Origin of the sequence: Streptomyces winkii (assembly GCF_032248595.1) — a bacterium.
GTDB lineage: Bacteria > Actinomycetota > Actinomycetes > Streptomycetales > Streptomycetaceae > Streptomyces > Streptomyces winkii.
In genome coordinates this window covers 118,709-141,051 of record NZ_JASTTH010000009.1, presented here as the reverse complement: position 1 = coordinate 141,051, position 22,343 = coordinate 118,709, and the positions used below count along the sequence as shown (strand labels likewise).

23 protein-coding genes and 1 pseudogene are annotated in these 22,343 nt (G+C 71.2%); 16 read left to right on the top strand and 8 right to left on the bottom strand.

The features are described 5' to 3' along the window. Positions 1–16: 16 nt before the first annotated feature. The 3 genes and pseudogenes from ffh to QQM67_RS26090 all read left to right on the top strand — a co-directional run bounded on the left by ffh (position 17) and on the right by QQM67_RS26090 (position 3,705). Positions 17–1,573, top strand: coding sequence for a signal recognition particle protein (gene ffh, locus QQM67_RS26100; protein ID WP_314177062.1), 1,557 nt, complete (start codon positions 17–19; stop codon positions 1,571–1,573). A 20-nt stretch (positions 1,574–1,593) separates the two neighbouring features. Then, positions 1,594–2,112: pseudogene (locus QQM67_RS26095) on the top strand (GNAT family N-acetyltransferase); the annotation flags it as partial. A gap of 300 nt (positions 2,113–2,412) precedes the next feature. Then, the gene (locus tag QQM67_RS26090) at positions 2,413–3,705 is read left to right on the top strand and encodes an HAD family hydrolase (RefSeq protein WP_314177061.1); all 1,293 of its coding nucleotides are present in this window, start codon (positions 2,413–2,415) and stop codon (positions 3,703–3,705) included. Between the two features lie 34 nt (positions 3,706–3,739). On the opposite strand, the gene QQM67_RS26085 is transcribed toward QQM67_RS26090, so the two are convergent. The 8 genes from QQM67_RS26085 to yhfZ form a co-directional block, all read right to left on the bottom strand. Further along, positions 3,740–4,933, bottom strand: a complete 1,194-nt coding sequence (locus QQM67_RS26085) for a phosphopentomutase (RefSeq protein ID WP_314177477.1) — start codon at positions 4,931–4,933, stop codon at positions 3,740–3,742. Positions 4,934–5,016: 83 nt separating this feature from the next. Then, a complete protein-coding gene (locus QQM67_RS26080) occupies positions 5,017–6,183 on the bottom strand; it encodes an alanine racemase (RefSeq protein ID WP_314177059.1) in 1,167 nt (388 codons plus the stop codon). A 73-nt stretch (positions 6,184–6,256) separates the two neighbouring features. After that, entirely contained in the window at positions 6,257–7,384 is a 1,128-nt protein-coding gene (locus QQM67_RS26075) for an aminotransferase class V-fold PLP-dependent enzyme (protein ID WP_314177056.1), read from the bottom strand. Continuing rightward, entirely contained in the window at positions 7,381–8,466 is a 1,086-nt protein-coding gene (locus QQM67_RS26070) for a phosphotriesterase family protein (protein WP_314177055.1), read from the bottom strand. Before QQM67_RS26070 ends, QQM67_RS26075 begins: the two co-directional genes overlap by 4 nt. A gap of 16 nt (positions 8,467–8,482) precedes the next feature. Then, complete coding sequence (locus tag QQM67_RS26065) at positions 8,483–9,943, bottom strand: YhfT family protein (RefSeq protein WP_314177052.1); 1,461 nt, start codon at positions 9,941–9,943, stop codon at positions 8,483–8,485. 24 nt (positions 9,944–9,967) lie between these two features. Continuing rightward, on the bottom strand, positions 9,968–10,330 hold the full coding sequence (locus QQM67_RS26060) for a DUF2620 domain-containing protein (protein WP_314177050.1): 363 nt from the start codon (positions 10,328–10,330) through the stop codon (positions 9,968–9,970). Continuing rightward, the gene (locus QQM67_RS26055; protein WP_314177048.1) at positions 10,327–10,782 is read right to left on the bottom strand and encodes a PRD domain-containing protein; all 456 of its coding nucleotides are present in this window, start codon (positions 10,780–10,782) and stop codon (positions 10,327–10,329) included. Before QQM67_RS26055 ends, QQM67_RS26060 begins: the two co-directional genes overlap by 4 nt. 111 nt (positions 10,783–10,893) lie before the next feature. Further along, positions 10,894–11,841 carry a GntR family transcriptional regulator YhfZ gene (gene yhfZ / locus QQM67_RS26050; RefSeq protein WP_314177047.1) on the bottom strand — a complete coding sequence of 316 codons (948 nt, stop codon included), beginning with the start codon at positions 11,839–11,841 and terminating at the stop codon, positions 10,894–10,896. 268 nt (positions 11,842–12,109) lie between these two features. Between yhfZ and QQM67_RS26045 the strand changes: the two genes are divergently transcribed. The 13 genes from QQM67_RS26045 to QQM67_RS25985 all read left to right on the top strand — a co-directional run bounded on the left by QQM67_RS26045 (position 12,110) and on the right by QQM67_RS25985 (position 22,340). Continuing rightward, positions 12,110–12,808, top strand: coding sequence for a hypothetical protein (locus QQM67_RS26045; protein ID WP_314177045.1), 699 nt, complete (start codon positions 12,110–12,112; stop codon positions 12,806–12,808). 249 nt (positions 12,809–13,057) lie between these two features. Beyond that, positions 13,058–13,501, top strand: coding sequence for a 30S ribosomal protein S16 (gene rpsP / locus QQM67_RS26040; protein WP_314177043.1), 444 nt, complete (start codon positions 13,058–13,060; stop codon positions 13,499–13,501). A 2-nt stretch (positions 13,502–13,503) separates the two neighbouring features. After that, entirely contained in the window at positions 13,504–13,743 is a 240-nt protein-coding gene (locus tag QQM67_RS26035) for an RNA-binding protein (protein ID WP_028435408.1), read from the top strand. 124 nt (positions 13,744–13,867) lie between these two features. Beyond that, on the top strand, positions 13,868–14,425 hold the full coding sequence (gene rimM, locus QQM67_RS26030; RefSeq protein WP_314177041.1) for a ribosome maturation factor RimM: 558 nt from the start codon (positions 13,868–13,870) through the stop codon (positions 14,423–14,425). Beyond that, the gene (gene trmD, locus QQM67_RS26025) at positions 14,422–15,231 is read left to right on the top strand and encodes a tRNA (guanosine(37)-N1)-methyltransferase TrmD (RefSeq protein WP_314177039.1); all 810 of its coding nucleotides are present in this window, start codon (positions 14,422–14,424) and stop codon (positions 15,229–15,231) included. Before rimM ends, trmD begins: the two co-directional genes overlap by 4 nt. Before the next feature lie 131 nt (positions 15,232–15,362). Further along, a complete protein-coding gene (gene rplS / locus QQM67_RS26020) occupies positions 15,363–15,713 on the top strand; it encodes a 50S ribosomal protein L19 (protein WP_055486343.1) in 351 nt (116 codons plus the stop codon). A 43-nt stretch (positions 15,714–15,756) separates the two neighbouring features. Beyond that, positions 15,757–16,479, top strand: coding sequence for a signal peptidase I (gene lepB, locus QQM67_RS26015; RefSeq protein WP_314177035.1), 723 nt, complete (start codon positions 15,757–15,759; stop codon positions 16,477–16,479). Further along, positions 16,472–17,989: a signal peptidase I gene (gene lepB / locus QQM67_RS26010; protein WP_314177033.1), complete on the top strand. Its 1,518-nt coding sequence runs from the start codon at positions 16,472–16,474 to the stop codon at positions 17,987–17,989. Before lepB (QQM67_RS26015) ends, lepB (QQM67_RS26010) begins: the two co-directional genes overlap by 8 nt. Continuing rightward, positions 17,910–18,944 carry a signal peptidase I gene (gene lepB, locus QQM67_RS26005; RefSeq protein ID WP_399067722.1) on the top strand — a complete coding sequence of 345 codons (1,035 nt, stop codon included), beginning with the start codon at positions 17,910–17,912 and terminating at the stop codon, positions 18,942–18,944. Before lepB (QQM67_RS26010) ends, lepB (QQM67_RS26005) begins: the two co-directional genes overlap by 80 nt. A 79-nt stretch (positions 18,945–19,023) precedes the next feature. Next, complete coding sequence (lepB, locus tag QQM67_RS26000; RefSeq protein ID WP_314177031.1) at positions 19,024–19,752, top strand: signal peptidase I; 729 nt, start codon at positions 19,024–19,026, stop codon at positions 19,750–19,752. Positions 19,753–19,791: 39 nt separating this feature from the next. After that, positions 19,792–20,115, top strand: a complete 324-nt coding sequence (locus QQM67_RS25995) for a DUF2469 domain-containing protein (protein ID WP_314177030.1) — start codon at positions 19,792–19,794, stop codon at positions 20,113–20,115. Positions 20,116–20,307: 192 nt separating this feature from the next. Next, on the top strand, positions 20,308–20,691 hold the full coding sequence (locus QQM67_RS25990) for a YraN family protein (protein WP_314177028.1): 384 nt from the start codon (positions 20,308–20,310) through the stop codon (positions 20,689–20,691). Continuing rightward, the gene (locus QQM67_RS25985) at positions 20,691–22,340 is read left to right on the top strand and encodes a YifB family Mg chelatase-like AAA ATPase (RefSeq protein ID WP_314177027.1); all 1,650 of its coding nucleotides are present in this window, start codon (positions 20,691–20,693) and stop codon (positions 22,338–22,340) included. Before QQM67_RS25990 ends, QQM67_RS25985 begins: the two co-directional genes overlap by 1 nt. The last annotated feature ends 3 nt before the right edge of the window (positions 22,341–22,343 follow it).

Sequence of the window (22,343 nt, the reverse complement as noted above, 5' to 3'; positions counted from 1 at the left end):
AGGACCCGCGAACGCCGTGTTCGACACTCTCTCCGATCGCCTCGCAGCGACCTTCAAGAACCTCCGGGGCAAGGGCCGCTTGTCCGAGGCGGACATCGACGCCACGGCGCGCGAGATCCGCATCGCCCTGCTGGAGGCGGACGTCGCCCTCCCCGTCGTGCGTGCCTTCATCAAGCAGGTCAAGGACCGTGCCGTCGGGAGCGAGGTCTCCCAGGCGCTGAACCCAGCCCAGCAGGTCATCAAGATCGTCAACGAGGAGCTCATCGGCGTCCTCGGCGGCGAGACCCGCCGGCTGCGGTACGCGAAGAACCCGCCGACCGTCATCATGCTCGCCGGTCTCCAGGGTTCCGGTAAGACGACGCTCGCGGGCAAGCTCGGCCGCTGGCTCAAGGAGCAGGGGCACGCTCCGCTGCTCGTCGCGTGCGACCTCCAGCGTCCCAACGCCGTCAACCAGCTCTCCGTCGTGGCGGAGCGCGCGGGCGTCGCCGTCTTCGCGCCGGAGCCGGGCAACGGCGTGGGCGACCCGGTGAAGGTCGCCGAGGACTCGGTGGTCCACGCGCGCGACAAGCAGCACGACGTCGTGGTCGTCGACACCGCCGGGCGCCTCGGTATCGACGAGGAGCTGATGCGGCAGGCCGCCGACATCCGGGACGCGGTCAGCCCCGACGAGATCCTCTTCGTCGTCGACGCGATGATCGGTCAGGACGCGGTCACCACCGCCGAGGCCTTCCGCGACGGCGTCGGCTTCGACGGCGTCGTGCTCTCGAAGCTCGACGGCGACGCGCGCGGCGGCGCCGCCCTCTCCGTCGCCAAGGTCACCGGCAAGCAGATCATGTTCGCCTCCAACGGCGAGAAGCTGGACGACTTCGACGCGTTCCATCCGGACCGCATGGCGTCCCGCATCCTCGGCATGGGCGACATGCTCACGCTCATCGAGAAGGCCGAGCAGACCTTCAGCCAGCAAGAGGCCGAGAAGATGGCCGCGAAGCTGCAGAAGGGCCCCAAGGAGTTCACGCTCGACGACTTCCTCGCGCAGATGGAGCAGGTCCGCAAGATGGGCTCGCTCTCGAAGCTGCTCGGGATGATGCCCGGCATGGGCCAGATGAAGGAGCAGATCAACGACCTCGACGAGCGGGAGGTCGACCGTACGGCCGCGATCATCAAGTCGATGACGCCGGCCGAGCGCGCCGAGCCCACCCTGCTCAACGGCTCGCGCCGGGCCCGGATCGCCCGCGGCTCCGGCGTCGAGGTCAGCGCCGTGAAGAACCTGGTGGAGCGGTTCTTCGAGGCCCGCAAGATGATGTCCCGCATGGCGCAGGGCGGAGGCATGCCCGGTATGCCGGGGATGCCCGGCATGGGCGGCGGCAGCGGCAGGAAGAAGCCGAAGCAGCAGAAGAAGGCCAAGGGCAAGCGCCAGTCGGGCAACCCGATGAAGCGCAAGCAGGAGGAGCAGGCCGCCGCCGAGCGCAGGGCGGCGGGCGCGGGCAGCGCGTTCGGCGGTACGGGCGCGGCGCAGAGCCCGGAGGAGTTCGAACTTCCGCAGGAGTTCAAGGACATGCTCCCCCCGAAGTGAACCTTCGGGCGCGGGGGCGGATGATGTCGTTCATGCGCGTATACATCCGGCCCCCGCAGCCCGGCGACGAGACCGCCTACCGAGAGGCGGTGCTCCGCTCCGCCGACCACCTCAGCCCCTGGAACCCCGTCGAGCCGGACGGCCTACCGGACCTGCTGCGCCGTCAGGGCCCCGCGCTGCGCAGCTTCATGATCTTCGACAGCGAGGACGACGGGCTGGTCGGCCGCGTCAACGTCGCGAACATCGTCCGCGCCCGCTTCTGCAACGGGGCGCTCGGCTACGACAGTTACGTACCGTACGCCGGTACGGGACGGATGACCGAGGGGATGCGGCTCATCGTCGACCGGTGCTTCGAGAGCGCTCCGCAGGGGCTCGGGCTGCACCGCCTGGAGATCAACGTCCAGCCGGAGAACCACCGCTCCACTGCCATGGCGCGGCGGCTCGGCTTCCGGCACGAGGGGTTCTCGCCGCGGCTGCTCTTCCTCAACGACGCGTGGCGCGACCACGAGCGCTTCGCGATGACCGCCGAGGAGTGGCCCGAGGCGCGCGCCGCCGGGCTCCGGGAGCACGGCCGCGGACGGAACGGGTCCCGCGCGGAGGCGCGCGGGCGGCGGCCGGAGCCGGGTGCGGATGTGAGCGTCGAGCGCTGAGCCGGCCGCACCCCCGTTGGGCCGTGTGCGGCTGTCAGGAATCCAAGACCCCAGTCCCATGTCCCTTGTGCGGGCGCGCATATGACGCCGTGCCAGCTGAAAGATGTACGGTACATGCCACTGGGGCGGTGTCATTCCGGACACGGCCCCGGCCGCATTCCGCCGCCCCCTCGGACACCGGAGAGCCTTATGCGCAACAGATCCGTTCTGACCGCAGTGAGCCTCGCCGCGGCCGCCCTCGTGGCCTCGGTTCCCGTCCCCGCCGCCGCTGCCACCGGTTCGCCGGACGCCGGGCGCGGCGACTGTCCGCAGCTGTCCAAGAAGCTCGACTGGTACGGGAAGAACCGCGCCGGGCTCCAGCGGATGATCGACGAGCGCGGCCTGTGCGGAGACCACGGCGAGAGCGGCGGCACGACCCGTCCCGTCGCCGCGTTCGACTGGGACAACACCGTCACCAAGAACGACACCACGGACATCACGCTCGCCTGGGCGCTGAAGCACGACAAGATCCTCCAGCCCCGCAGCTGGAGCGACACCAGCAAGTGGCTCACGCGCGCCGCGAACCGTGCGCTGACCAAGGCGTGCGGCACGTCCGTGCCCGCCGGCCGCCCGCTGCCCACCTCCACCGACACGGACTGCACCGACGAGATCTTCCAGATCCGCGCGGAAGCCCAGACCATGGACGGTGATCCGGCCTTCGGCGGCAAGTGGAACCACCGCCGTACGGTGCCCGAATACGCCTGGGTGGCGCAGCTGTTCGCCGGGCACACCCCCGGCGAGGTCGGCGCCTACGCGGAAGCGGGCCGCAAGCAGAGCCTCGCCGCCCCCGTCGGCAGCGAGATGAAGGTCGGCACGCACACCGTCCCCGCGTACGTGCGCTACTACCCGCAGCAGAAGGACCTCATCAGCACGCTGAAGCGGGCGGGCTTCGACGTGTACATCGTCTCCGCGGGCGTCGAGTACGCGGCCGAGGCGTGGTCGAAGGGCGTGGGCATCGACGCCGAGCACACCATCGCGATCCGCAGCGTCCTGCGCGACGGCCGGATCACCACCCGCAACGAGGGGTGCGGGGGCTCGCCCGCGAGCGAGGGCGAGACGATCCCGTACATCGACGGCAAGCGCTGCTGGATCAACCAGGACATCTACGGGATCAAGGGCCGCGACGCCTGGCGGCAGCAGCCGCCGAAGCACCGCATCGCGTTCGGCGCGGGCGACGCCGACACCGACGTCACCTTCGTACGGGACGCGACCGGCGCGCACCTCATGCTCAACCGCAACAAGGACGAGGCGATGTGCCGGGCGTACGACAACGAGGACGGCCGCTGGTTCGTCAACCCGATGTTCATCGAGCCCCTTCCGCAGAAGCCGGAGCCGTACCCGTGCGCCACGTCCGCGTACATCGAGGAGAACGGTGCGCTGACGGCGGTGCGCCGCTACGACGGCAGCGTCGTGCCCGACCAGCGGGACAGCGTCTTCGGCTGATCCGGCTGATCCGGCGCGCTCAGTCGGCGCGGCCTCAGAGCGGGAGCGGGGACCCGGCGGCCATTCCGCCGGCCTCGCCGCCGACGCCGAGGAAGCGCGCCGCGGTGGCGCCCACGTCCGCCAGTGACGCCGCGTCCGGGAGAAGCACCGGCCCGGACGCGGCGCCGCTCCCCGGACGGTGCACCAGCACCGGCGCGTACTCGCGGGTGTGGAAGGCGTGCCCGATCGTCGGGTCGTTGCCGTGGTCCGCGGTGACGATCAGCAGGTCGCCGGGCCGGTGCAGCTCCTTCAGCATCGCGCCCAGCCCCGCGTCCGCCTCTTCCAGGACCGCCCCGAAGCGGACGGCGTCCTGCTGGTGCCCCGCCAGATCGGTCTCCTGCACGTTGGCCACGAGGGCGGACGTCTCCGTGCCGGCCGCGGCGCGCACGGCGGAGAGCGTGTGCGCCAGCACCTCGTCCGTCCGTACGGCCGGGCGGCGCACCGCACTCCCGCAGGCGAGGATGTCCGCCGCCTTCCCGACGAGGGTGACGGCGGCCCCCGCACGCGCCGCCAGCTCCGGCAGCTGCCGCGCGTGGTCCACCGGGGCGCCCAGGTGCTGCACCCGCAGGCCGCCGTTGCGGTAGAAGCCGGTCGCCGGTGTGTCCAGCCCGACGGTGTCCGCGTCGCCGTGGCGTACGTACGACGGAAGCGGACGGTCCGCGTGGCCGCCCACGGCGATGACCCGCGCGACCGGCGCGACTTCGCGCACGGTGCGCGCGACGGCGAGGATCCGCTCGAAGGGCTGGTCCTCGAGGCGGGCGGAGACGTTCCAGTTGATGCCGGGATCGGCCTCCAGGTTGTCGTGGACCAGCACGTCGCCGTCGACGACGAGCACGGGTTCCCCGTCGAGCGACTCGGCCCGGTGCCCGGCACGCTCCAGCGCCCCGGCGACGTCCGCGAGATGCGTGCCCAGGCGGGCCACGGCGACCTTGCTGAAGTCCGCGCCCATCATGGTCTGGTGGCCCGCGTAGGTGTCGGCGCCGTCGTAGCCGAGGCCCGCCCGCCCGGCGGCGACGGGCAGGTCGTTCCGGGACGCGAGCCCCGGATGCGGACACAGCAGCCCGAGGCCGAGGGCTTCGAGCGCGGGCAGCCTCAGATGCCTGCCGAGGGCCGTACGGCACCGGTCGAGCACGTGCCCGAGCGTGCCGGCCGCGAGGTCGCCGGGGCGCAGCGCTCCCGCGTCCGGCATGGCTCCGATGCCGAACCCGTCCAGGACGACGACGACCGCCCTCCTCGCGCGAACGCTCCCGGCACTCGCACCGCTCGCATCGCTCACAGCGCCCGCCCGAAAGAGTCGTACAGGCCGGTCAGCTCCGGCGCACCGAGCGAGAGGCCGGAGACGACGGCGACACTGCTGCGCGTCACGAACATCTGTGTACGGAACGCGAGTACGGCCGTATCGCCTGCCCGTACCGGGGCGGCACCTGTCGGCGGGGCGTCCAGGAGCCGGTAGTAGTCGATGTTCTCGGCGGGCATGTCCTGCACGCGCAGCCGGAGCCCCGTGCGGTGCAGGAGCGCGTCCCTGATCCCCGCACGGGGGTAGAAACCGCCTCCGTGCAGGGCCGGACGTCCGTCGGCGAGCGTGTGGGCGACCTCGGTGACGTAGACGTAGCCGGGCCGCTCCGGCTGGCCGGGGTCGAGCGCGTGCAGCGGCGTCGTGCCCGTCAGCGCGTGGCCGGGTTCGCCGTGCGTGGCACCGAGTTCCGCGAGCAGCGGCAGCGCGGCGGCCGAAGTGGCGCCCGGCGCGCTGAGCTTGAGGCCGTGGTGGCCGCGCCGCTCCAGGCGCGCGCGGGCCTCGCGCAGCACGGCGAAGGTCTCCGTGGGGCGCGGAGTGCCGGTCGCCGGGTCGCACAGCAGGCACGGGAATCCGGTCACGCCCGCGATCCGCACACCGGGAAGGGCCTCGGCCTCCTCGGCGAAGCCGTCCACGCCCTCGGGCGGAACACCGCCCTCCTGCCCCGGATAGACCGTGCCCGGGGCGCCCTGCATCCGCAGCAGCACGTCCTGCACGAAGCCCTGACGCCGGGCTTCGTCGGAGACGGCGCGCGCGTTGGCCGTATCGAAGACGGTGACCGCCTCCGGGCGCCACGCGAGGACCTCCGGCAGCGCCCGCCGCGGGATCTGGACCAGGTGGCCGACGTTGCCGGTGCGGGCGCCGGCGGCGTGCAGGGTGCGGGCCTCGGGTGCGTCGATGGCCGCGGACGACGGCAGATGCCGGGCCACAGCAGCGATCAGCTCCGGGTTGCGGCCCAGCTGCTTCACGACGAACCACAGGGACAGTCCGAGGCGTTCGCCCCGCTCGGCGAGCAACGCCGCGTTGGCTTCCACCGCGTCGCGGTCGACGACGTAGGTGTCCGGCGGTATCGCTCCGTCCCGGTGCAGCGCGGCAGCCGCGTCCGCGAGCTCGGGGTTGCGGGCGAGGACGGTGTCGAGGAACAAGGTCAGTCCTTCGGGACGGCTGGACGCGGGCGGGCTGCACGCCGGGGGCGCGAACAGGGGCAGGACCGGGTCGTCAGGTCCCTCCCGCGCCGTGCTCGGCGTACGCGTCCTCCAGCGCGCGTCGCAGGATGCCGAGGACGAGACCGGCTCCGGCCCGCATCGGGTTGATCCGCACGGTCCAGTCGGCGAGGGCGGGTTCGTCGTCCAGGGAGGACGCGGACATGCGGTAGAAGAGGGGCGCCACCTCGTAGCGCGAGTTGGCGCCGACCGGGTACGGGGCGGCTCCGTACCGCGCCGCGCACTCCGGCAGCCCACGGGCAACGGGCCGTTCGAGCCGCAGCACCACGCACCGGTCCTGCACGTTGGCGAGGCGCACCTCCGCCACGCCCGGCACCTCGCCCGCCGCCAGCCGCTCGGCGACCTCGGCAGCGGTACGCGACTGCACCGCCCACATCACCGGTACGTGCGTGAGCGCGCGCAGCGCGTCCAGAGCCTGATGACCCTGGACCTGGCCGCCGCCCGAGTAGTTGTCCTCGTGCACCCGCGAGACGACCTCGCGCGAGCCGACGACCGCGCCGACGCCTTCCGGCCCGTGCAGCTTGAAGAGCGAGAAGCACGAGGCGTCCGCGCCCATCTCGACGCCGCTGGCCGGCACCCGGAAGACCGCGTAGTTGTCGTCCACGACGGTGCGTACTCCCGCCGCCCGGCACATCTCCAGCACCTCGCGCGGGTCGTAGGAGTCGCCCAGCCGCTGCCGCGAGTGCTGCACGTACGCGAAGCGGAAGTCCCCGCCCGCCAGGGCCGATTCGAGCGCCGCCGGGTCGTTGAAGTCGGCCTCGCGGGTGCGCACGCCCAGGCCGCGCAGGGTGACGGCGGTCGTACGGTAGACCGGCGCCCGGTGGACGAGCAGTGGATCGCCGTGACCGAGCACCGCGCCGAGCGCGCTGCGGATCGCGCCGGTGCCCGCGCCCTGCACGAGCGCCGCCGCCTCGGCACCGAAGAAGTCCGCCAGCACGGCCTCGACGCGGGCGGTCGTACGGGGCCTGCCGAGGCCGGGGACCACTCCGGCGTCCGCCTCGAAGAGCTGCGTCCCCTCGAAGTGGCGTGCGGTGCACTCCAGCAGCCGGAACTGCGCCTCGACCGCCTCCTCCAGCGGGACGGTCGGCAGCGGGAACGTCCGCGGCAGTCGTGGCGCGCTCATCTCACAGCTCCCCGTCTCTCATCTCCCCGTCCCTCAACTCCCGGTCCCGGCTCCCGGCCTCTCGACTGCTCGCTTCCCAGCTCCGCGTCCCCCGGCTCCCCGCCGTCGCTCGCGCCGCCCGTCAGAAAGCGCAGCGGATTCCGCCGGGTCAGCAGATCGATCAGGTCGTCGTCGGCCCCGGCCGCGCGCAGGCGCGGCAGGAACGAGCGGAACAGATGGCCGTACCCGGTGCCGCCCTCGGACGTGAGATAGCCGTACCGCGAGATGTCGCAGCTGAGCAGCGCGCGGTCGGCGTGGCCCGCGTCCAGGAGCGCGAACAGCAGCCTCAGCCGGGCGCTGTCGCTGCGGTAGTTCTCCTTGCCGACGGTGTCGAAGGCGACGTACGTGCCCGCCGCGGCCAGTTCGCGGTGCACGCCCGGATCGTCGAGCAGGTCCTGGTGCCCGATGCTGACGCGGTGCGGCGGCAGGCCCGCCCCGGTGAGCAGCTCCAGCTGCGCGGGGCCGCCGTGTCCGAGCTGGGCGTGGGTGGCCACGGACAGGCCCGTCGAGCGTGCCGCGTGTGCGGCGGCCGTGAGCGTGCGGCGCTCCTGCCCGGTGGGCTCGTCGCCGTGGCTGCCCGCCTCGCCGATCACGCCCGGGCGTACGCCCGTGTCGCCGATCCCGTCCTCGATCTCCCGGACCAGCAGCTCGGTGAGCTCATCGGCGTCGGCGTGCGCGGCCTCCTGCGGGTGGAACCGCTCGTAGTACCAGCCGGTGCCCGCGACCACCGCGACCCCCGTCTCCCGTGAGATACGGGACAGGGCCTCCGCGTCGCGCCCCATGCCGCGGCACGTCAGCTCGACGACGAGGGAGAGCCCCGACTCCTCGCGCAGCGCGGCCAGTTCGGCCGTGACCGCCGAGCGGTGACGGCCGCGCAGCACGGCCGTGGCGTCGCCGCCGCGCGACAGGTCGAGCGCCAGATGCTCGTGCGCCAGGACGGGCCCGCGCACGCTCTCGGGCGCGAGCGGCCCCGCGACCGTACGGAGGGCGCGACGGAGGCCGTCATCGAAGGGGAGCGCGCGCGGAGGAGTCTGCTCGTACATCGCTGAACAGCCGCCGTCAGCTCTTGACGGGAGTGAACAGGTCCAGCCAGTACAGGAGATTGAGCAGCACACCGCCCACCAGCACGGCGGCCGGCGCGGCGGCCATGCGCACCACGACGCGTCCCGTGGCCTCGTTGAGCAGATACAGGCCGCCGACGATGAGGATGCCGAGCCCGCCGCCCATGGTGTTCGCCGCCAGCAGCGACCCGAAGAGGATGGCCAGCCAGAGGCTCTCGCTGATCGCGTTCCGCAGATGCTCGGAGGAGTCCCGTACGGACGGCAGCCGGCCCAGCATCCTGCCGATCCAGGACAGCGCGAGCACCTCGACGGCGAAGACGGCGGCGCCCGCGAGGAGCGCGAGCCAGGGGCTCGGCATCAGATAGCCGACGGGATAGACGAAGGTGAAGCCCGCGATCGCGTACGCACCGGACGCGAGAGCCGTGGTGGCGATGAGCGGGAGGAAGCCGAAGGCGCGGTAGAAGTCGACCTGCGCGGCGCCGGAGTAGTCCTCCTTGGCTATGAGGAAGCTGGTGGCCTCGCCGCCGCCGAAGACGTGCATCTGGGCCAGCAGGCAGACGCCCGCGCCCAGCAGCATGAAAAGCGGCAGATGCCGGCGCAGGCGCGTCGCGCTCGCGCTGAACAGCGACTGCATCGGGGCCTCCAGCTCGGCCTCGGAGACCGCCCGGCCCTTCGCGGACGAGGTCCCGCCCCCGGCCGAACTGCCTTCCGCCGAACCGCTCTTCGCCGAACCCTCAGCCGATATCCCCGCCGCGCCCGCCTCGGCGTCGGCGTCGGCCGCGGCCCGGTCCGCACGCCGCTGCCGTACGTCCTTGGCCGTCGCGAACCCGATCAGCATGACCACGCCGACCGCCATCGCGGCCGCACCCGGGAACACGTCGGGCCACAGCTTCATCGTGAGGATCACCAGAGCGAACTCCACGACCCCGGCTATGCCGCCGCGGAGCTTGCCGAACTGCCTGGTGATCGCGAGCACCGGGAAGAGCGTGAAGAGGAAGAGGATGGGCGTCGCCATCTGCTGCATGGCCGTCAGGAAGTCGACGGGCAGATCGTGTGCGACGTCGTTGGCGCCGCCGAGCCCGAAGACGACCAGCGCCCCCCAGGCCCCGCCCAGCAGGGGAGCGAGCCACTTCTTCGGCGACAGGAGCCCGAGCACGTCGGTCGGGAGGAAGAGCAGCCACGGGTTGAGCACTCCGGTGGAGAGCGCCATCGGCGCCCCGAGCCCGAAGATGAAGCCGGCGGAGAGCCCGAAGGAGACCGCGGTGGTCGCGTTGCGGGTGCTGCCGCCCTGGATGAAGTCGAGCATGAACGGACGTACGCCGTCGTTGAACACGGCCAGCGCGAGGTGGGATATGAGCGCTGTCAGCGCGCACAGGACGATGACGGTCGTCTTCTGCCCGAGCGAGAAGTCGAGGCTGTGTGTGCCCGCGCTCAGCGCGCCGGCGAGAAGGGTGCTCACGGGGTCCTCCTACGGATCCGGCGTTCAGCGGGCCGTGTGTTCGGCGATGGCGCGCGCGATGACGGGCGCGACTTCGGGGATCTGGTCCATGGCGAAGCCGAAGACCTTCGTCCCGTTCTCCAGCAGCTCGGCGACCTCCGCCCCGGTGGGGATCGCGCGCCCGAAGGTGTGGCACGTGCCGCTGCCCAGCACTCCCAGCAGCACCCCGAGGGAGGCTCCCGCGCCGGTGTGGCAGGTGCCGAGGTAGTAGTCGGCCTGCCCGGCGCGCAGCTTCATCGCCGCCTCCATGTCGCTGGAGAGGGCCACCTCCAGGCCGTCGATGCCCAACTCGCCCAGTGTCTCGGCCACTTGGGACTTCCCGACGCCTCCGGTGAGGATCTTCGTCACGGCTGTTCTCCGTTCCGCTGTACGGACACTCCGGCCGCGCCGTCCGGGACGCTCCCGGGCTCCCCGGCGGCCTCGCGCTGCGCCAGCACCGCCAGGTGCAGGGCCAGATATCCCGTCTCGGAGGCGGGCAGCGGCACGGTGCCGAGCTCCCGCTCCGCCCGTGCGGCGATCTCCCCCGCCAGCCGTACGGCATCGGGCCGGTCCGCGAGTTCGGCCGCCATGTGGTCGCCGGCCGCCGGGTCGTCGAGGGGCTCGCCGTTCAGCAGCCGGTTCAGGGCCATCATCAGATGGCTGGTGAGCATGCCGGCCGTCTCCTCGGACACCGGCAGACCCGCACGGGCCAGCCCCGCCAGCTCACGCTCGACGAAGTCGGCCACTTCCGCCCGCACTTGACCGTTTTCCCGGAACAACCGGATCCGGAGGGCCAGCTTCTCGTCCGGCGTCTCCTCCATGGCGCATCCTTCCGCGGCACCGCCAACAAGCCACGACAGTATCCAGGATTCTGGTTTCTGCACACCCCGGCGTCGCACATTTCTTCCCGTGCAGACGGATGCGGTGACGTGTCAGTACAGCGGGACGCGTTCGCCGCGCAGCACTTCGCCCTGCACCTGCGTGACGAGGCCGAAGTCCAGCGACTCCCGTACGGCGTCGAGCGCGGTTCCCTCACCTTGGCCGGTCCGCCGGATCAGCGCGGCACTGGAATTGCGCGATGCGAGCTCGCGCGTGATCTCCTCGTCCAGCGGCCGGACTTCGACGTCCGGACCGAGATGGTCGGTCACCTCGTCGAGGTTCCACACCGTGGCGTCGACGCGTCCGTGCGCGAAGAGCCCCCGCAACTGCATGTACGACGACTCCACCCACTCCACGTCCTCGCGGCCCGCGAACACCCGCGCCGCCAGCGTCCGGTGGTCGTCGGAGGAGGAGTCGACCGCGACGCGCAGCCCCTCAGCCGTCGGGAGAATCCCGCGGCGCAGCAGCAGCCCGTGCGACCCGACGTACGTCCCGGGCCCCAAGTCCGCGACCAGCTCGACCGGATGCTCCTGCGTGAGCCGGTCGGCCGCGAAGCGCGAGAGCACCACGAGATCGGCCTTGCCGTCGAGGAGCGCGCCGACCCGCGTCGACGCCCCGCGCATGAACGTGATGGCGAACGGCGCCCCGGCCTGCTCGAATGCGGCCCTTAGCCCGGTGGCGAGGCCCTCGTACCGGTGCGAGTACGGCAGCGGCATCGCCGCCAGCAGCGTGCCGAGCCCCGCGAGCCGCCAGAGGATCGCGCGGTCCGCGTGCACCAGATATGTGCCGAGATGGCCGCGTGCCCGGGTCTCGACGGCCCCGGCCTCCTCCAGGAGCTGGAGCCCCGCCTGTACGGTCCCGTTCCCGACCCGCAGTTCGCCGGCGAAGTCGCGGAGTCGTGGAAGACGTGTGTCCGCCTCGTGATTCAGCAGCAGCGCGGCCAGTTGACGTGCTGCCATGCCGTTGCGAGTGAGGAAGCGCTCGTCGGAGCCGCTGACCATGCGCGGATAGTATCCAGAATCCTGGATATTGCCAACGGCGCCGGCGACGTGATCCTGCTCTCTCCCTGGTCGCAGGCGGTACCCCGGTGCACACGGCTCCGGGGAATGTCGGTATGGTCACCGAGGTGTACCGATCGCTCCCGACGGGCCTCCTAACCCGGAGGTACGTCCGGGTTGGCTGCGCTGGGCGGGTTCTCCGCACTTCTGCGTGCTCGCCCCGCTGCTGCGACACCGTCGCGACTGACCGGTACGTGCAAAATCTTTCAGGTTGTCCCGGAATCGGAACACTGAGGCGGTCCGACTCGTTGAGCACGACGTGAGCACGACACCACCAGTTCTCGCCGCCGAGCTGGCAGCTGCCTGGGCGGACATTCAGAGGCACCACCCCGAGCTGCCGGATCTGGCCGCGCCCGAATCGCTGATCGGAGAGTCCTCGTCGGCATGCGGCAACGGGCTCTCGTTCGAGAGGCTCCTGCACGAGGCCGTCCACGGAATCGCCGCCGCGCGCGGCATCCGGGACACCTCCCGCGCCGGCCGTTACCACAACCGCCGATTCCTGGCCGTGGCCGAGGAGTTGGGGCTGGCGCACCCCGAAGAGCCGCATGCGAGCAGCGGCTTCTCACTCGTCATCCCGTCCGCCGACACCAGACGGCGCTACCGGCCGACGATCGAACGCCTTGAGCGCGCGCTCAAGGCGTACAGCGCGGCGACCGAGGCCGACGGCGGCGGCAGCTTCCGCGGTCCCGCGGCCCGTCACGGTTCGAGCGGCGGCGGTGTGCGCGTCAAGGCCGTCTGCGACTGTGGGCGCAACGTACGCGTGGTTCCGTCGGTGCTGGCCCAGGCGCCGATCGTGTGCGGAGCGTGCCGCAAGCCGTTCCGCATCCCGGACGCCGGGGTGGAGCACGCCGCTTCCGCGGACTCCGCCGACTCCGGGGACAGGGTCGAGGTCGTCGCCGCCGCCGGCTGAGTCAGGCGGTGCCGCACGTGTTCGCCGGGGTGGGTTTCGCCGTACCGCCCCGGCGAATTGCCGTGCCGGAGCGGCCGGATCCGGGTTCGGCCGCGCGGGTCACGTGTGGCATCATGGTGCGCTGTACTCGACAGTCGCACAGGACCCCTCTCTCCTTCGGCTGACGCGTCCATCGGACCTCCGGGTACCGCAACCCCACGTGGTCACCCGTTGTGTCCACCCACGTCAAGACCAGGAGACACCACAGCAGTGGCAGTCAAGATCAAGCTGAAGCGACTGGGCAAGATCCGCTCGCCGCACTACCGCATCATCGTCGCGGACTCCCGCACGCGCCGTGACGGCCGTGCCATCGAGGAGATCGGCCTGTACCACCCGGTGCAGAACCCTTCGCGCATCGAGGTCGACTCGGAGCGCGTCCAGTACTGGCTGGGCGTCGGCGCGCAGCCGACCGAGCCCGTCGCGGCGATCCTCAAGGTCACCGGTGACTGGCAGAAGTTCAAGGGTCTGCCGGCCCCCGAGCCGATGAAGGTCGCCGAGCCGAAGGCCGACAAGAAGGCCCTCTTCGAAGCCGCCGCGAAGGAGTCGGCGGACGAGCCCAAGGGTGAGGCGATCACTCCGAAGGCCAAGAAGGCCGACAAGAAGGCGGACGAGGCAGCGAAGGCCGAGTCCTCCGACGAGTCGACCGGGGCCTGAGCATGCTCGAGGAGGCCCTCGAGCACTTGGTGAAGGGCATCGTCGACAATCCGGACGAGGTGCAGGTGGAATCCCGCACCCTGCGCCGCGGGCGCGTGCTCGAGGTCCGGGTGCACCCCGACGACCTCGGCAAGGTGATCGGCCGCAGCGGCCGCACCGCGCGTGCCCTGCGTACGGTCGTGAGCGCCCTCGGCGGCCGCGGCGTCCGCGTCGACCTCGTCGACGTGGACCAGGTCCGCTGAGCCGCCGCACGAGAACACCGGCACGGGCCGGGGACGGCACTGGCCGTCTCCGGCCCGTGTTCGCGTATGGGGCGGGAGCAGGGCGGTACGGGCAGGTCCAGCAGTTCGAGTACGGAGAGGCACAGTGCAGCTGGTAGTCGCGCGCATCGGCCGCGCCCACGGCATCAAGGGTGAGGTCACCGTCGAAGTGCGCACGGACGAGCCGGAGTCGAGGCTCGCGCCCGGCGCCGTGCTGGCCACCGACCCGCCGCGGCCACAGCCGCTGACCATCGAACGCGGACGCGTGCACAGCGGCCGCCTGCTGCTGCGCTTCGAGGGCGTCCAGGACCGCGACGCCGCGGAAGCACTGCGCAACACCCTCCTCATCGCGGAGGTCGATCCGGACGAACAGCCGGAGGACCCGGACGAGTTCTACGACCACCAGCTCGTCGACCTCGACGTCGTCACCGGCGACGGAACGGCCGTCGGCCGGGTCGAGGAGGTCGCGCACCCGCCCGGGCAGGACCTTCTCGTGGTCAGGCGGGAGGACGGCGGCGAGGCGTTGATCCCCTTCGTCGCCGAGATCGTCCCCGAGGTCGACCTGGCCGCGCAGCGGATCGTCGTCGAGCCGCCGCCGGGACTGCTGGACGAGGCCGGGACGGACGAGGCAGGGGAGCCCGGCGCGGAGGACGGCCGGCGGTGAGGATCGACGTCGTCACCATCTTCCCGGAGTACCTGGAGCCGCTGAACGTCTCGCTCGTCGGCAAGGCCCGTGCCCGCGGTCTCCTCGACGTCCGCGTGCACGACCTGCGCCACTGGACGCACGACCGGCACCACACCGTCGACGACACTCCGTACGGCGGCGGCCCCGGCATGGTCATGAAGCCCGAGCCGTGGGGCGAGGCGCTCGACGAGATCATCGGCACGGAGGTCCCGCCGCCCGTGCTGGTCGTGCCCACCCCCGGCGGACGCCCCTTCGACCAGGAGCTGGCCGTCGGACTCTCCGGCGTACCGTGGCTCCTCTTCACGCCCGCCCGCTACGAGGGCATCGACCGCCGCGTCGTCGACGAGTACGCGGCACGCCTGGATGTGCGTGAAGTCTCCATCGGCGACTACGTGCTGGCGGGCGGTGAGGCGCCCGTACTGGTCATGGTCGAGGCGATCGCCCGCCTGCTGCCCGGCGTGCTCGGCAACGCCGAGTCGCACCAGGACGACTCGTTCGCCGCGGGCCCGATGGCGCACCTGCTGGAGGGCCCGGTCTACACGAAGCCTCCGGAATGGCGGGACCGGGGCATTCCCGACGTACTGCTCAGCGGCCACCACGGACGGATCGCGCGCTGGCGCAGGGACCAGGCCCTGGCCCGTACGGCCGCGAACAGGCCCGATCTCATCGCCCGCTGCGACCCGGCCTCGCTCGACGAGCACGACCGCGCCGAGCTGGAGCGGCTGGGCTGGAGCGAGGGCACGGACGGCCGATTTTGGCCCCCCGGGCAGGCCGTGGAAGAATAGGCGGCTGCCCGTACCCGGCGCGCGACCCTGCCACAGGGGGACCGACGCCCGCACGGGAGCGGCGCCCCCTTTTTCGGCATCACGATCATTCCGCTGATGACCTGTGGCATCGGCGAGGAAAGCAGACGGTCATGTCTCAGCTTCTCGAGAACCTCGACGCGGCTTCGCTGCGCGACAACGTGCCGGCCTTCCGCCCCGGCGACACGGTCAACGTCCACGTGCGCGTCATCGAGGGCAACCGCTCACGTGTCCAGCAGTTCAAGGGCGTCGTCATCCGCCGCCAGGGCGGCGGTGTGCGGGAGACCTTCACCGTCCGCAAGGTCAGCTTCGGCGTCGGCGTCGAGCGCACCTTCCCGGTGCACACCCCGATCGTGGAGAAGATCGAGGTCGTCACGCGCGGCGACGTCCGGCGCGCCAAGCTCTACTACCTCCGCGAGCTGCGCGGCAAGGCGGCCAAGATCAAGGAGAAGCGCGAGAACTGATCGAGCCCTCCGAGGTCCGGCGGGCGGCTAGGCTTTCGGCCCGATGGACACAGTGGCGCAGCAGCAGGACGATGCGGAGCGGGACCGCTCCTCCGGCCCGAACGGGCCGGTTTGGAGACGCTGGTCGCGCTCCGCTCGCTTGTGCGCGGTCGCTGCGTCCCTGCTCAGCGCACTGTTGCTGGTCAGCGCATTCGTAGTGCAGCCTTTTTTGATCCCGTCTGCATCAATGACCCCCACGCTGGAGGTCGGTGACCGGATACTGGTGAACAAGCTCGCCTACGGGATCGGCAACTCTCCGGGTCGCGGAGACGTTGTTGTCTTTGACGGCAGAGGTTCGTTCATGAACGAGGAGGCGACGGGCGGGAATCCGGTGACCGGTCTGCTGCGAGAGGCCGGTGCTGCGGCCGGTCTTGTGAGGCCGGCCGAGACGGACTACGTCAAGCGTGTGATCGGCGTCGGCGGGGATCGGGTCCGGTGCTGCGACAAGCGCGGAAGGATCGAGGTGAACGGTGTTCCGCTGGACGAGGGCTATCTGCATGACGGTGACGACCCGTCAGCCGTACCGTTCGATATCGAAGTGCCACAAGGGCGGTTGTGGGTGATGGGCGATCACCGTTCCGACTCCAGCGACTCCCGGGACCACCTCGGTGACGCGGGCGGCGGCACCGTTCCCGTGGAGCGCGTGATCGGGCGGGCGGACGGGATCGCATGGCCGACGGACCGCTGGGGAGCGCTCCGCGGCGGCGGTGGAGGTGCCCATGAGTGACCGCGTGGGCCCCCGCGACGGCCGCAGGTACGACTACGGCGTTCCGAGCGACTACGACGACGAGCCGTTCGACGGCCCGGGCCGCAACGGCGCCAACGGCCAGAACGGATACGGCACTTCCAACGGCCAGAACGGCTACGGCAGTTCCAATGGCTATGGCAGTTCCAATGGCTACGGCGGCTCCAACGGCTACGGCGCTGCGAACGCCTACGGCAACCCGGCCCCCGACGCCGTTGGCAACGGCTATGGCGGAGCACCTCAGTCCGGTTTCAACGGCCGCAACGGCGGCGCCGACGGCTCCGATTACTACTCCGGCGACTACGACTACAGCGAACCGTTCGAGTACTTCGGCCGCTCGCGAGGCGGCCCCAACGGGAGGCCGACCGGAAGGATGCCCGGACCCCCGGCGCCACCGGTGAACTTCCCCCGCAACGGCTCGATTCCGCCGCCCCAGGTCAGCTCCGGCGAGACGATGCGGCTGAGCGCCTACTCGGCGCGGCTGATGGATCTGCCCGGCCGCGAGAGCAGGGACGAGAGACTCGGCATCCCGCCCGGCCCGAGCGGCGGACGGGCGGAGCGCCGGCGAGCCGCGAAGCGCGTCAAGCGGCGCAGACGGCTGTCGGTCACCAAGGAGATACCGATCCTCGTCGGCGTCGCGCTGCTCATCGCGCTGGTGCTCAAGACGTTCCTGGTCCAGGCGTTCGTCATCCCGTCCGGCTCGATGGAGCAGACGATCAAGATCGGCGACCGCGTTCTGGTCGACAAGTTGACGCCGTGGTTCGGCACGAAGGCCGAGCGCGGCGACGTCGTCGTCTTCGAGGACCCGGGCGGCTGGCTGCCCGCGAGCGAGAAGAAGCGCAAGGAAGACCCGGTCGTCATCAAGCAGGGCAAGGGGTTCCTGACGTTCATCGGTCTGCTTCCGTCGGACGACGAGCAGGACCTGATCAAACGTGTCATCGCCGTCGGCGGCGACGAGGTCAAGTGCTGTACGGCGCAGGGCAAAGTGACCGTCAACGGCAAGGCCATCCAGGAGCCGTACATCAATCCCGGCAACAAGCCCTCGGAGATCAAGTTCGACGTCAGGGTGCCGGTCGGCCGTGTGTTCGTCATGGGGGACCACCGCGCCAACTCCGCGGACTCGCGCTTCCATCTGCGCGAGCAGGGGGGCACCGTGCCCGAGAGCCGGGTGCAGGGCCGGGCTATCGTCATCGCGTGGCCCTTCGACCACTGGGGCAAGCTGGAGGCGTCCAGCACGTTCACCTCGGTTCCGGACGCTCCCGGTGCTTCGGCGGCTCCGCTGATCGGGGGCGGAGACAACCGACTGACGCAATATCCGATCCCTGCGGAACTCCCGCTCGTTATGGGAGTGGTGGGCCTGTCCCGGCTGTGGGACAGGCGGCAGTGGATTGTGAGGAGTGATTGTGGGGGACTTGGCGGTCGGCGCTCGTTCCGGTTCCGGCGAGAACGAGGGCGAGGGCGGCGAGAGCGGCACGGCGAACAGGAGCCCTGAGGCGTCCGCAGCATCCGTGCCGCCTTCCGGACCCGACGCACAGACCGCGGCGCGCGATGCGCCGTCGACCGCAGAGAGAGGCAGTGACATCAGCGTGAGCACGGGTGCGGAGGACAGCACCACAAGTGATCACACGCCGGACGGACCCCGCAGGCATCAGCGGTCTTTCATGAGGGAGTTGCCGATCCTGATCGGTATCGCGCTGATCCTCGCGCTGCTGATCAAGACTTTCCTCGTCCAGGCGTTCTCCATTCCGTCGAACTCGATGCAGAACACGCTTCAGGTCGGGGACAGAGTGCTCGTCGACAAGCTCACGCCCTGGTTCGGATCCGAGCCCGAGCGCGGCGAGATCGTCGTCTTCCACGACCCGGGAGGCTGGCTGAACGAGGCGCCGGTTCCGGAACCGAGCGGTGTCGGCGGCGCCATCCAGACCGTGCTCAGCAGCATCGGCCTGATGCCGTCCGCGGACGAGCAGGACTTGATCAAGCGCGTCGTCGCCGTCGGCGGCGACAGAGTCGAGTGCAAGCGCGGCGGCCCGGTCGAGGTCAACGGCAGGGCCCTCGACGAGCCGTACCTCTTCCCCGGGAACACCCCGTGCGACGACAAGCCCTTCGGCCCCGTCGAGGTGCCCAACGGGAAGATGTGGGTGATGGGCGACCACCGCCAGGATTCCCTGGACTCCCGCTTCCACCAGAAGGTCGACAACGGCATGATCCCGACCGACAGGGTCGTCGGCCGCGCTCTCGTCGTGGCCTGGCCGCCCACCCGCTGGTCCGCCCTCCCCGTGCCCGACACCTTCGACCAGCCCGGTCTCGCGTCGAAGGCCCTGGGCGCGACGCCCGCAGTGGCCGGGGTCGCCGGCGCGGTGCCGCTCGTCCTCTGGCGGCGCAGGAGGCGCACGGCGAATGCGGTGCGCGCGGTGCGCACGTCCGGTGAGCCGTCGGTCAACGGCTGACCTCCCCCCGTACTCAGGTCTCTCTACCACGGGTAAGGTGCGCCCAGACCGAAGCGGCGAGCTGACCGGGAGTGCGGTAATGAGCAAGGCTGGACGTACGGGCACAAGTCGCGGCCGTCTCGGACATACGCTCTCGGGGATCGCCGTGGCGGTCGGCTGCGTGCTCTTCCTCGGTGCTTTCGTCCTGGGTGCCGTCCTGTACCAGCCGTACACGGTGCCGACCGACTCGATGGACCCCACCGTCAAGGCGGGGGACCGGGTGCTCGCCGAGCGCATAGACGGGGGCGATGTACGCCGCGGCGACGTCGTCGTCTTCCAGGACTCGGTGTGGGGCTCCGTCCCGATGGTCAAGCGCGTGGTGGGCACCGGCGGCGACAAGGTCGCGTGCTGCGACAACCAGGGCAGGCTCTCGGTCAACGGGAAGACGCTGTCGGAGCCGTATCTGAAGAGCACAGGGAAGGATTCACAGCCGCCGTTCAAGGCCACGACGGTGCCCGACGGCAAGCTCTTCCTGCTCGGTGATCACCGTATGGACTCGGTGGACTCCCGCGTGCACCTCGAGGACGGCGACCACGGGGCGGTCCCGCGCTCCGCGGTGAACGCGCGCGTCGACGCCGTCGCATGGCCCATGAGCGGTCTGGGGATGCTCGCGCGGCCCGTGGGTTTCTCGGCCCTGCCGGGCGGGACGTCCGACCCTGGCCCCTTGCAGCCGCTGGTCCTCGCCATCGTGGCCGGTGCGGCCCTGATCCTGGGCGGTGCGGCGTACGGCCCGATAGCGCGGCGGGCCGGACGGGGCACTCGCGGCTGACGCACAATGGGGGCACGCACGGCTGAAGGGGAACATGCCATGAGCGCCGAGGACCTCGAGAAGTACGAGACCGAGATGGAGCTGAAGCTCTACCGGGAGTACAGGGATGTCGTCGGTCTTTTCAAGTACGTGATCGAGACGGACCGGCGGTTCTACCTCACCAACGACTACGAGATGCAGGTGCACTCGGTGCAGGGTGAGGTCTTCTTCGAAGTCTCCATGGCCGACGCGTGGGTCTGGGACATGTACCGGCCCGCCAGATTCGTCAAGCAGGTCCGGGTCCTGACCTTCAAGGACGTCAACATCGAGGAGCTCAACAAGAGCGAACTCGATCTTCCCGAGAATTCGGGCTTCAAGAGCTGATCGGGAGCCCGGGGGCCAGGAGCCGGTAGCAGGGGGTACGGGGCTCGGGGGTTGCGGGTCCGGGGCCGCAGCTGAGGCACGACGACTGAGGGTGACGGCTTTATCCACAGTCGGTCGGTTCTCCACCGATCTCCACCTTGATCACCTGACGCTCTCCTCCGCTGTCACAGTCAGTGACCGGAGGTGGTGCCGATGAGCGCCCGTAAAGCCCTCGGCCGCTATGGCGAGGACGTGGCAGCCCGGAGGCTGCGTCAGTCGGGAATGGCGGTGCTGGAGCGCAACTGGCGCTGCGCCGAGGGAGAGCTCGACATCGTCGCGCGCGACAGGGACGCGCTGGTCGTCTGCGAGGTGAAGACCCGGCGTGCGGGGCGCGGCGGGACGTTCGAGCATCCGATGTCCGCCGTCACCCCCGCGAAATCGGCCCGGCTGCGGAGGCTGGCCGCGCGCTGGCTGACGGAACGCTGGCTCACGCGGTACGGGCGGCCCCCGTGCGGAGGCGTGCGGATCGACCTGGTCGGCGTGCTGCTGCCGGACAGGGGCGCGCCCCTGGTGCAGCATGCGCGGGGGGTGGCCTGATGGGGTTCGCCCGTACGTGCTCGGTGGCGCTCGTCGGCGTGGAGGGCGTCGTCGTCGAGGTCCAGGCCGATCTCGAGCCCGGCGTCGCGACATTCACGTTGGTGGGGCTGCCCGACAAGAGCCTGTCCGAAGCCCGCGACCGGGTGCGGGCGGCGGTGGTCAACTCCGCGGCGGAGTGGCCGCAGAAGAAGCTCACCGTCGGGCTGAGCCCGGCCTCCGTACCCAAGAGCGGCAGCGGATTCGACCTCGGCGTCGCCTCTGCGGTGCTCGGCGCTGCGGAGCGGATCGATCCTCGGAGCATCGCCGGTCTCATGATGCTCGGTGAGCTGGGGCTGGACGGGCGGGTGCGTCCCGTGCGGGGCGTGCTGCCCGCCGTGCTGGCCGCAGCCGACGCGGGCTACCGGCAGGTGGTGGTCGCGGAGGAGGCCGTTCCCGAGGCTTCGCTGGTGCCGGACGTGAGCGTCCTCGGGGTGCGCAGCCTCCGGCAGTTGATCGCGCTGCTCAACGACGAGACGGCACCCGAGGAGGAGCCTTCGGAGGACCTCGGTTCGGACGAGGGTGCGCCGGACCGCAGCCCGTCCGCGCTGTCGCTCTCCGGTCACGGCTGGGTGGCTCCGGGCATGCTCCGGCGGTCCGAGCGCAGGCTGGACATGGCCGAGGTCGCCGGTCAGGGCACCGCCCGCAGAGCTCTGGAGGTGGCCGCGGCCGGGCGGCACCACATCTTCTTCAAGGGGCCGCCGGGTGCGGGCAAGACGATGCTGGCCGAGCGCCTTCCGGGGTTGCTGCCGCCGCTGACGTCGCAGCAGTCGCTCGAAGTGACAGCGGTGCACTCGGTGGCCGGAGTGCTTCCGCCGGGCCAGCCGCTGATCACTCGCTCCCCGTACTGCGCACCGCATCACTCGGCGACGATGGCCTCGCTGATCGGCGGCGGCGCGGGCCTGCCACGACCGGGAGCGGTGTCCATGGCCCATCACGGCGTGCTGTTCCTGGACGAGGCGGCCGAATGCGGCGGACGCGTCCTGGAGGCGATGCGGCAGCCGCTCGAGTCGGGGCACGTGGTGGTCGCGAGGGCCTCGGGGATGATGCGGATGCCCGCGCGGTTCCTGCTCGTCCTCGCGGCGAATCCCTGCCCTTGCGGGCGGCACGGAATGAAGCTCGGCGGGTGCGAGTGCCGGCCCGCATCCGTCAGGCGCTACCGGGCGAGGCTCTCCGGTCCGCTGCTCGACCGGGTCGACCTCAGGGTCCAGGTCGAGCCTCTCTCCCGCTCCGAACTGGCGGAGCTGCACGGGAGTTCGGAGAGCACCGCGGTGATCGCGGAACGGGTGCTCGCGGCCCGCGAACGCGCCGCGTCGCGCTACGCGGAGACGCCCTGGTCGGCCAACAGCGACGTTCCCGGCCACGAGCTGCGCACGCGCTGGCCCGCCGAGCCCGGCGCGCTCGGCAGAGCCGAGGAGGACATGGAGCGTGGACTGCTGACGGCTCGCGGGATGGACCGCGTCCTGCGGGTCGCCTGGACCGTCGCGGACCTGGCGGGGCATGACCGTCCCACGGAGGAGGACGTCGAGTGGGCGCTCGAACTGCGTACGGGCATCAGGCGCGGCCTTCGCGCGTCCACAGCGGCGGTCCCCGCATCCCGGGGAAGGTCATGACCA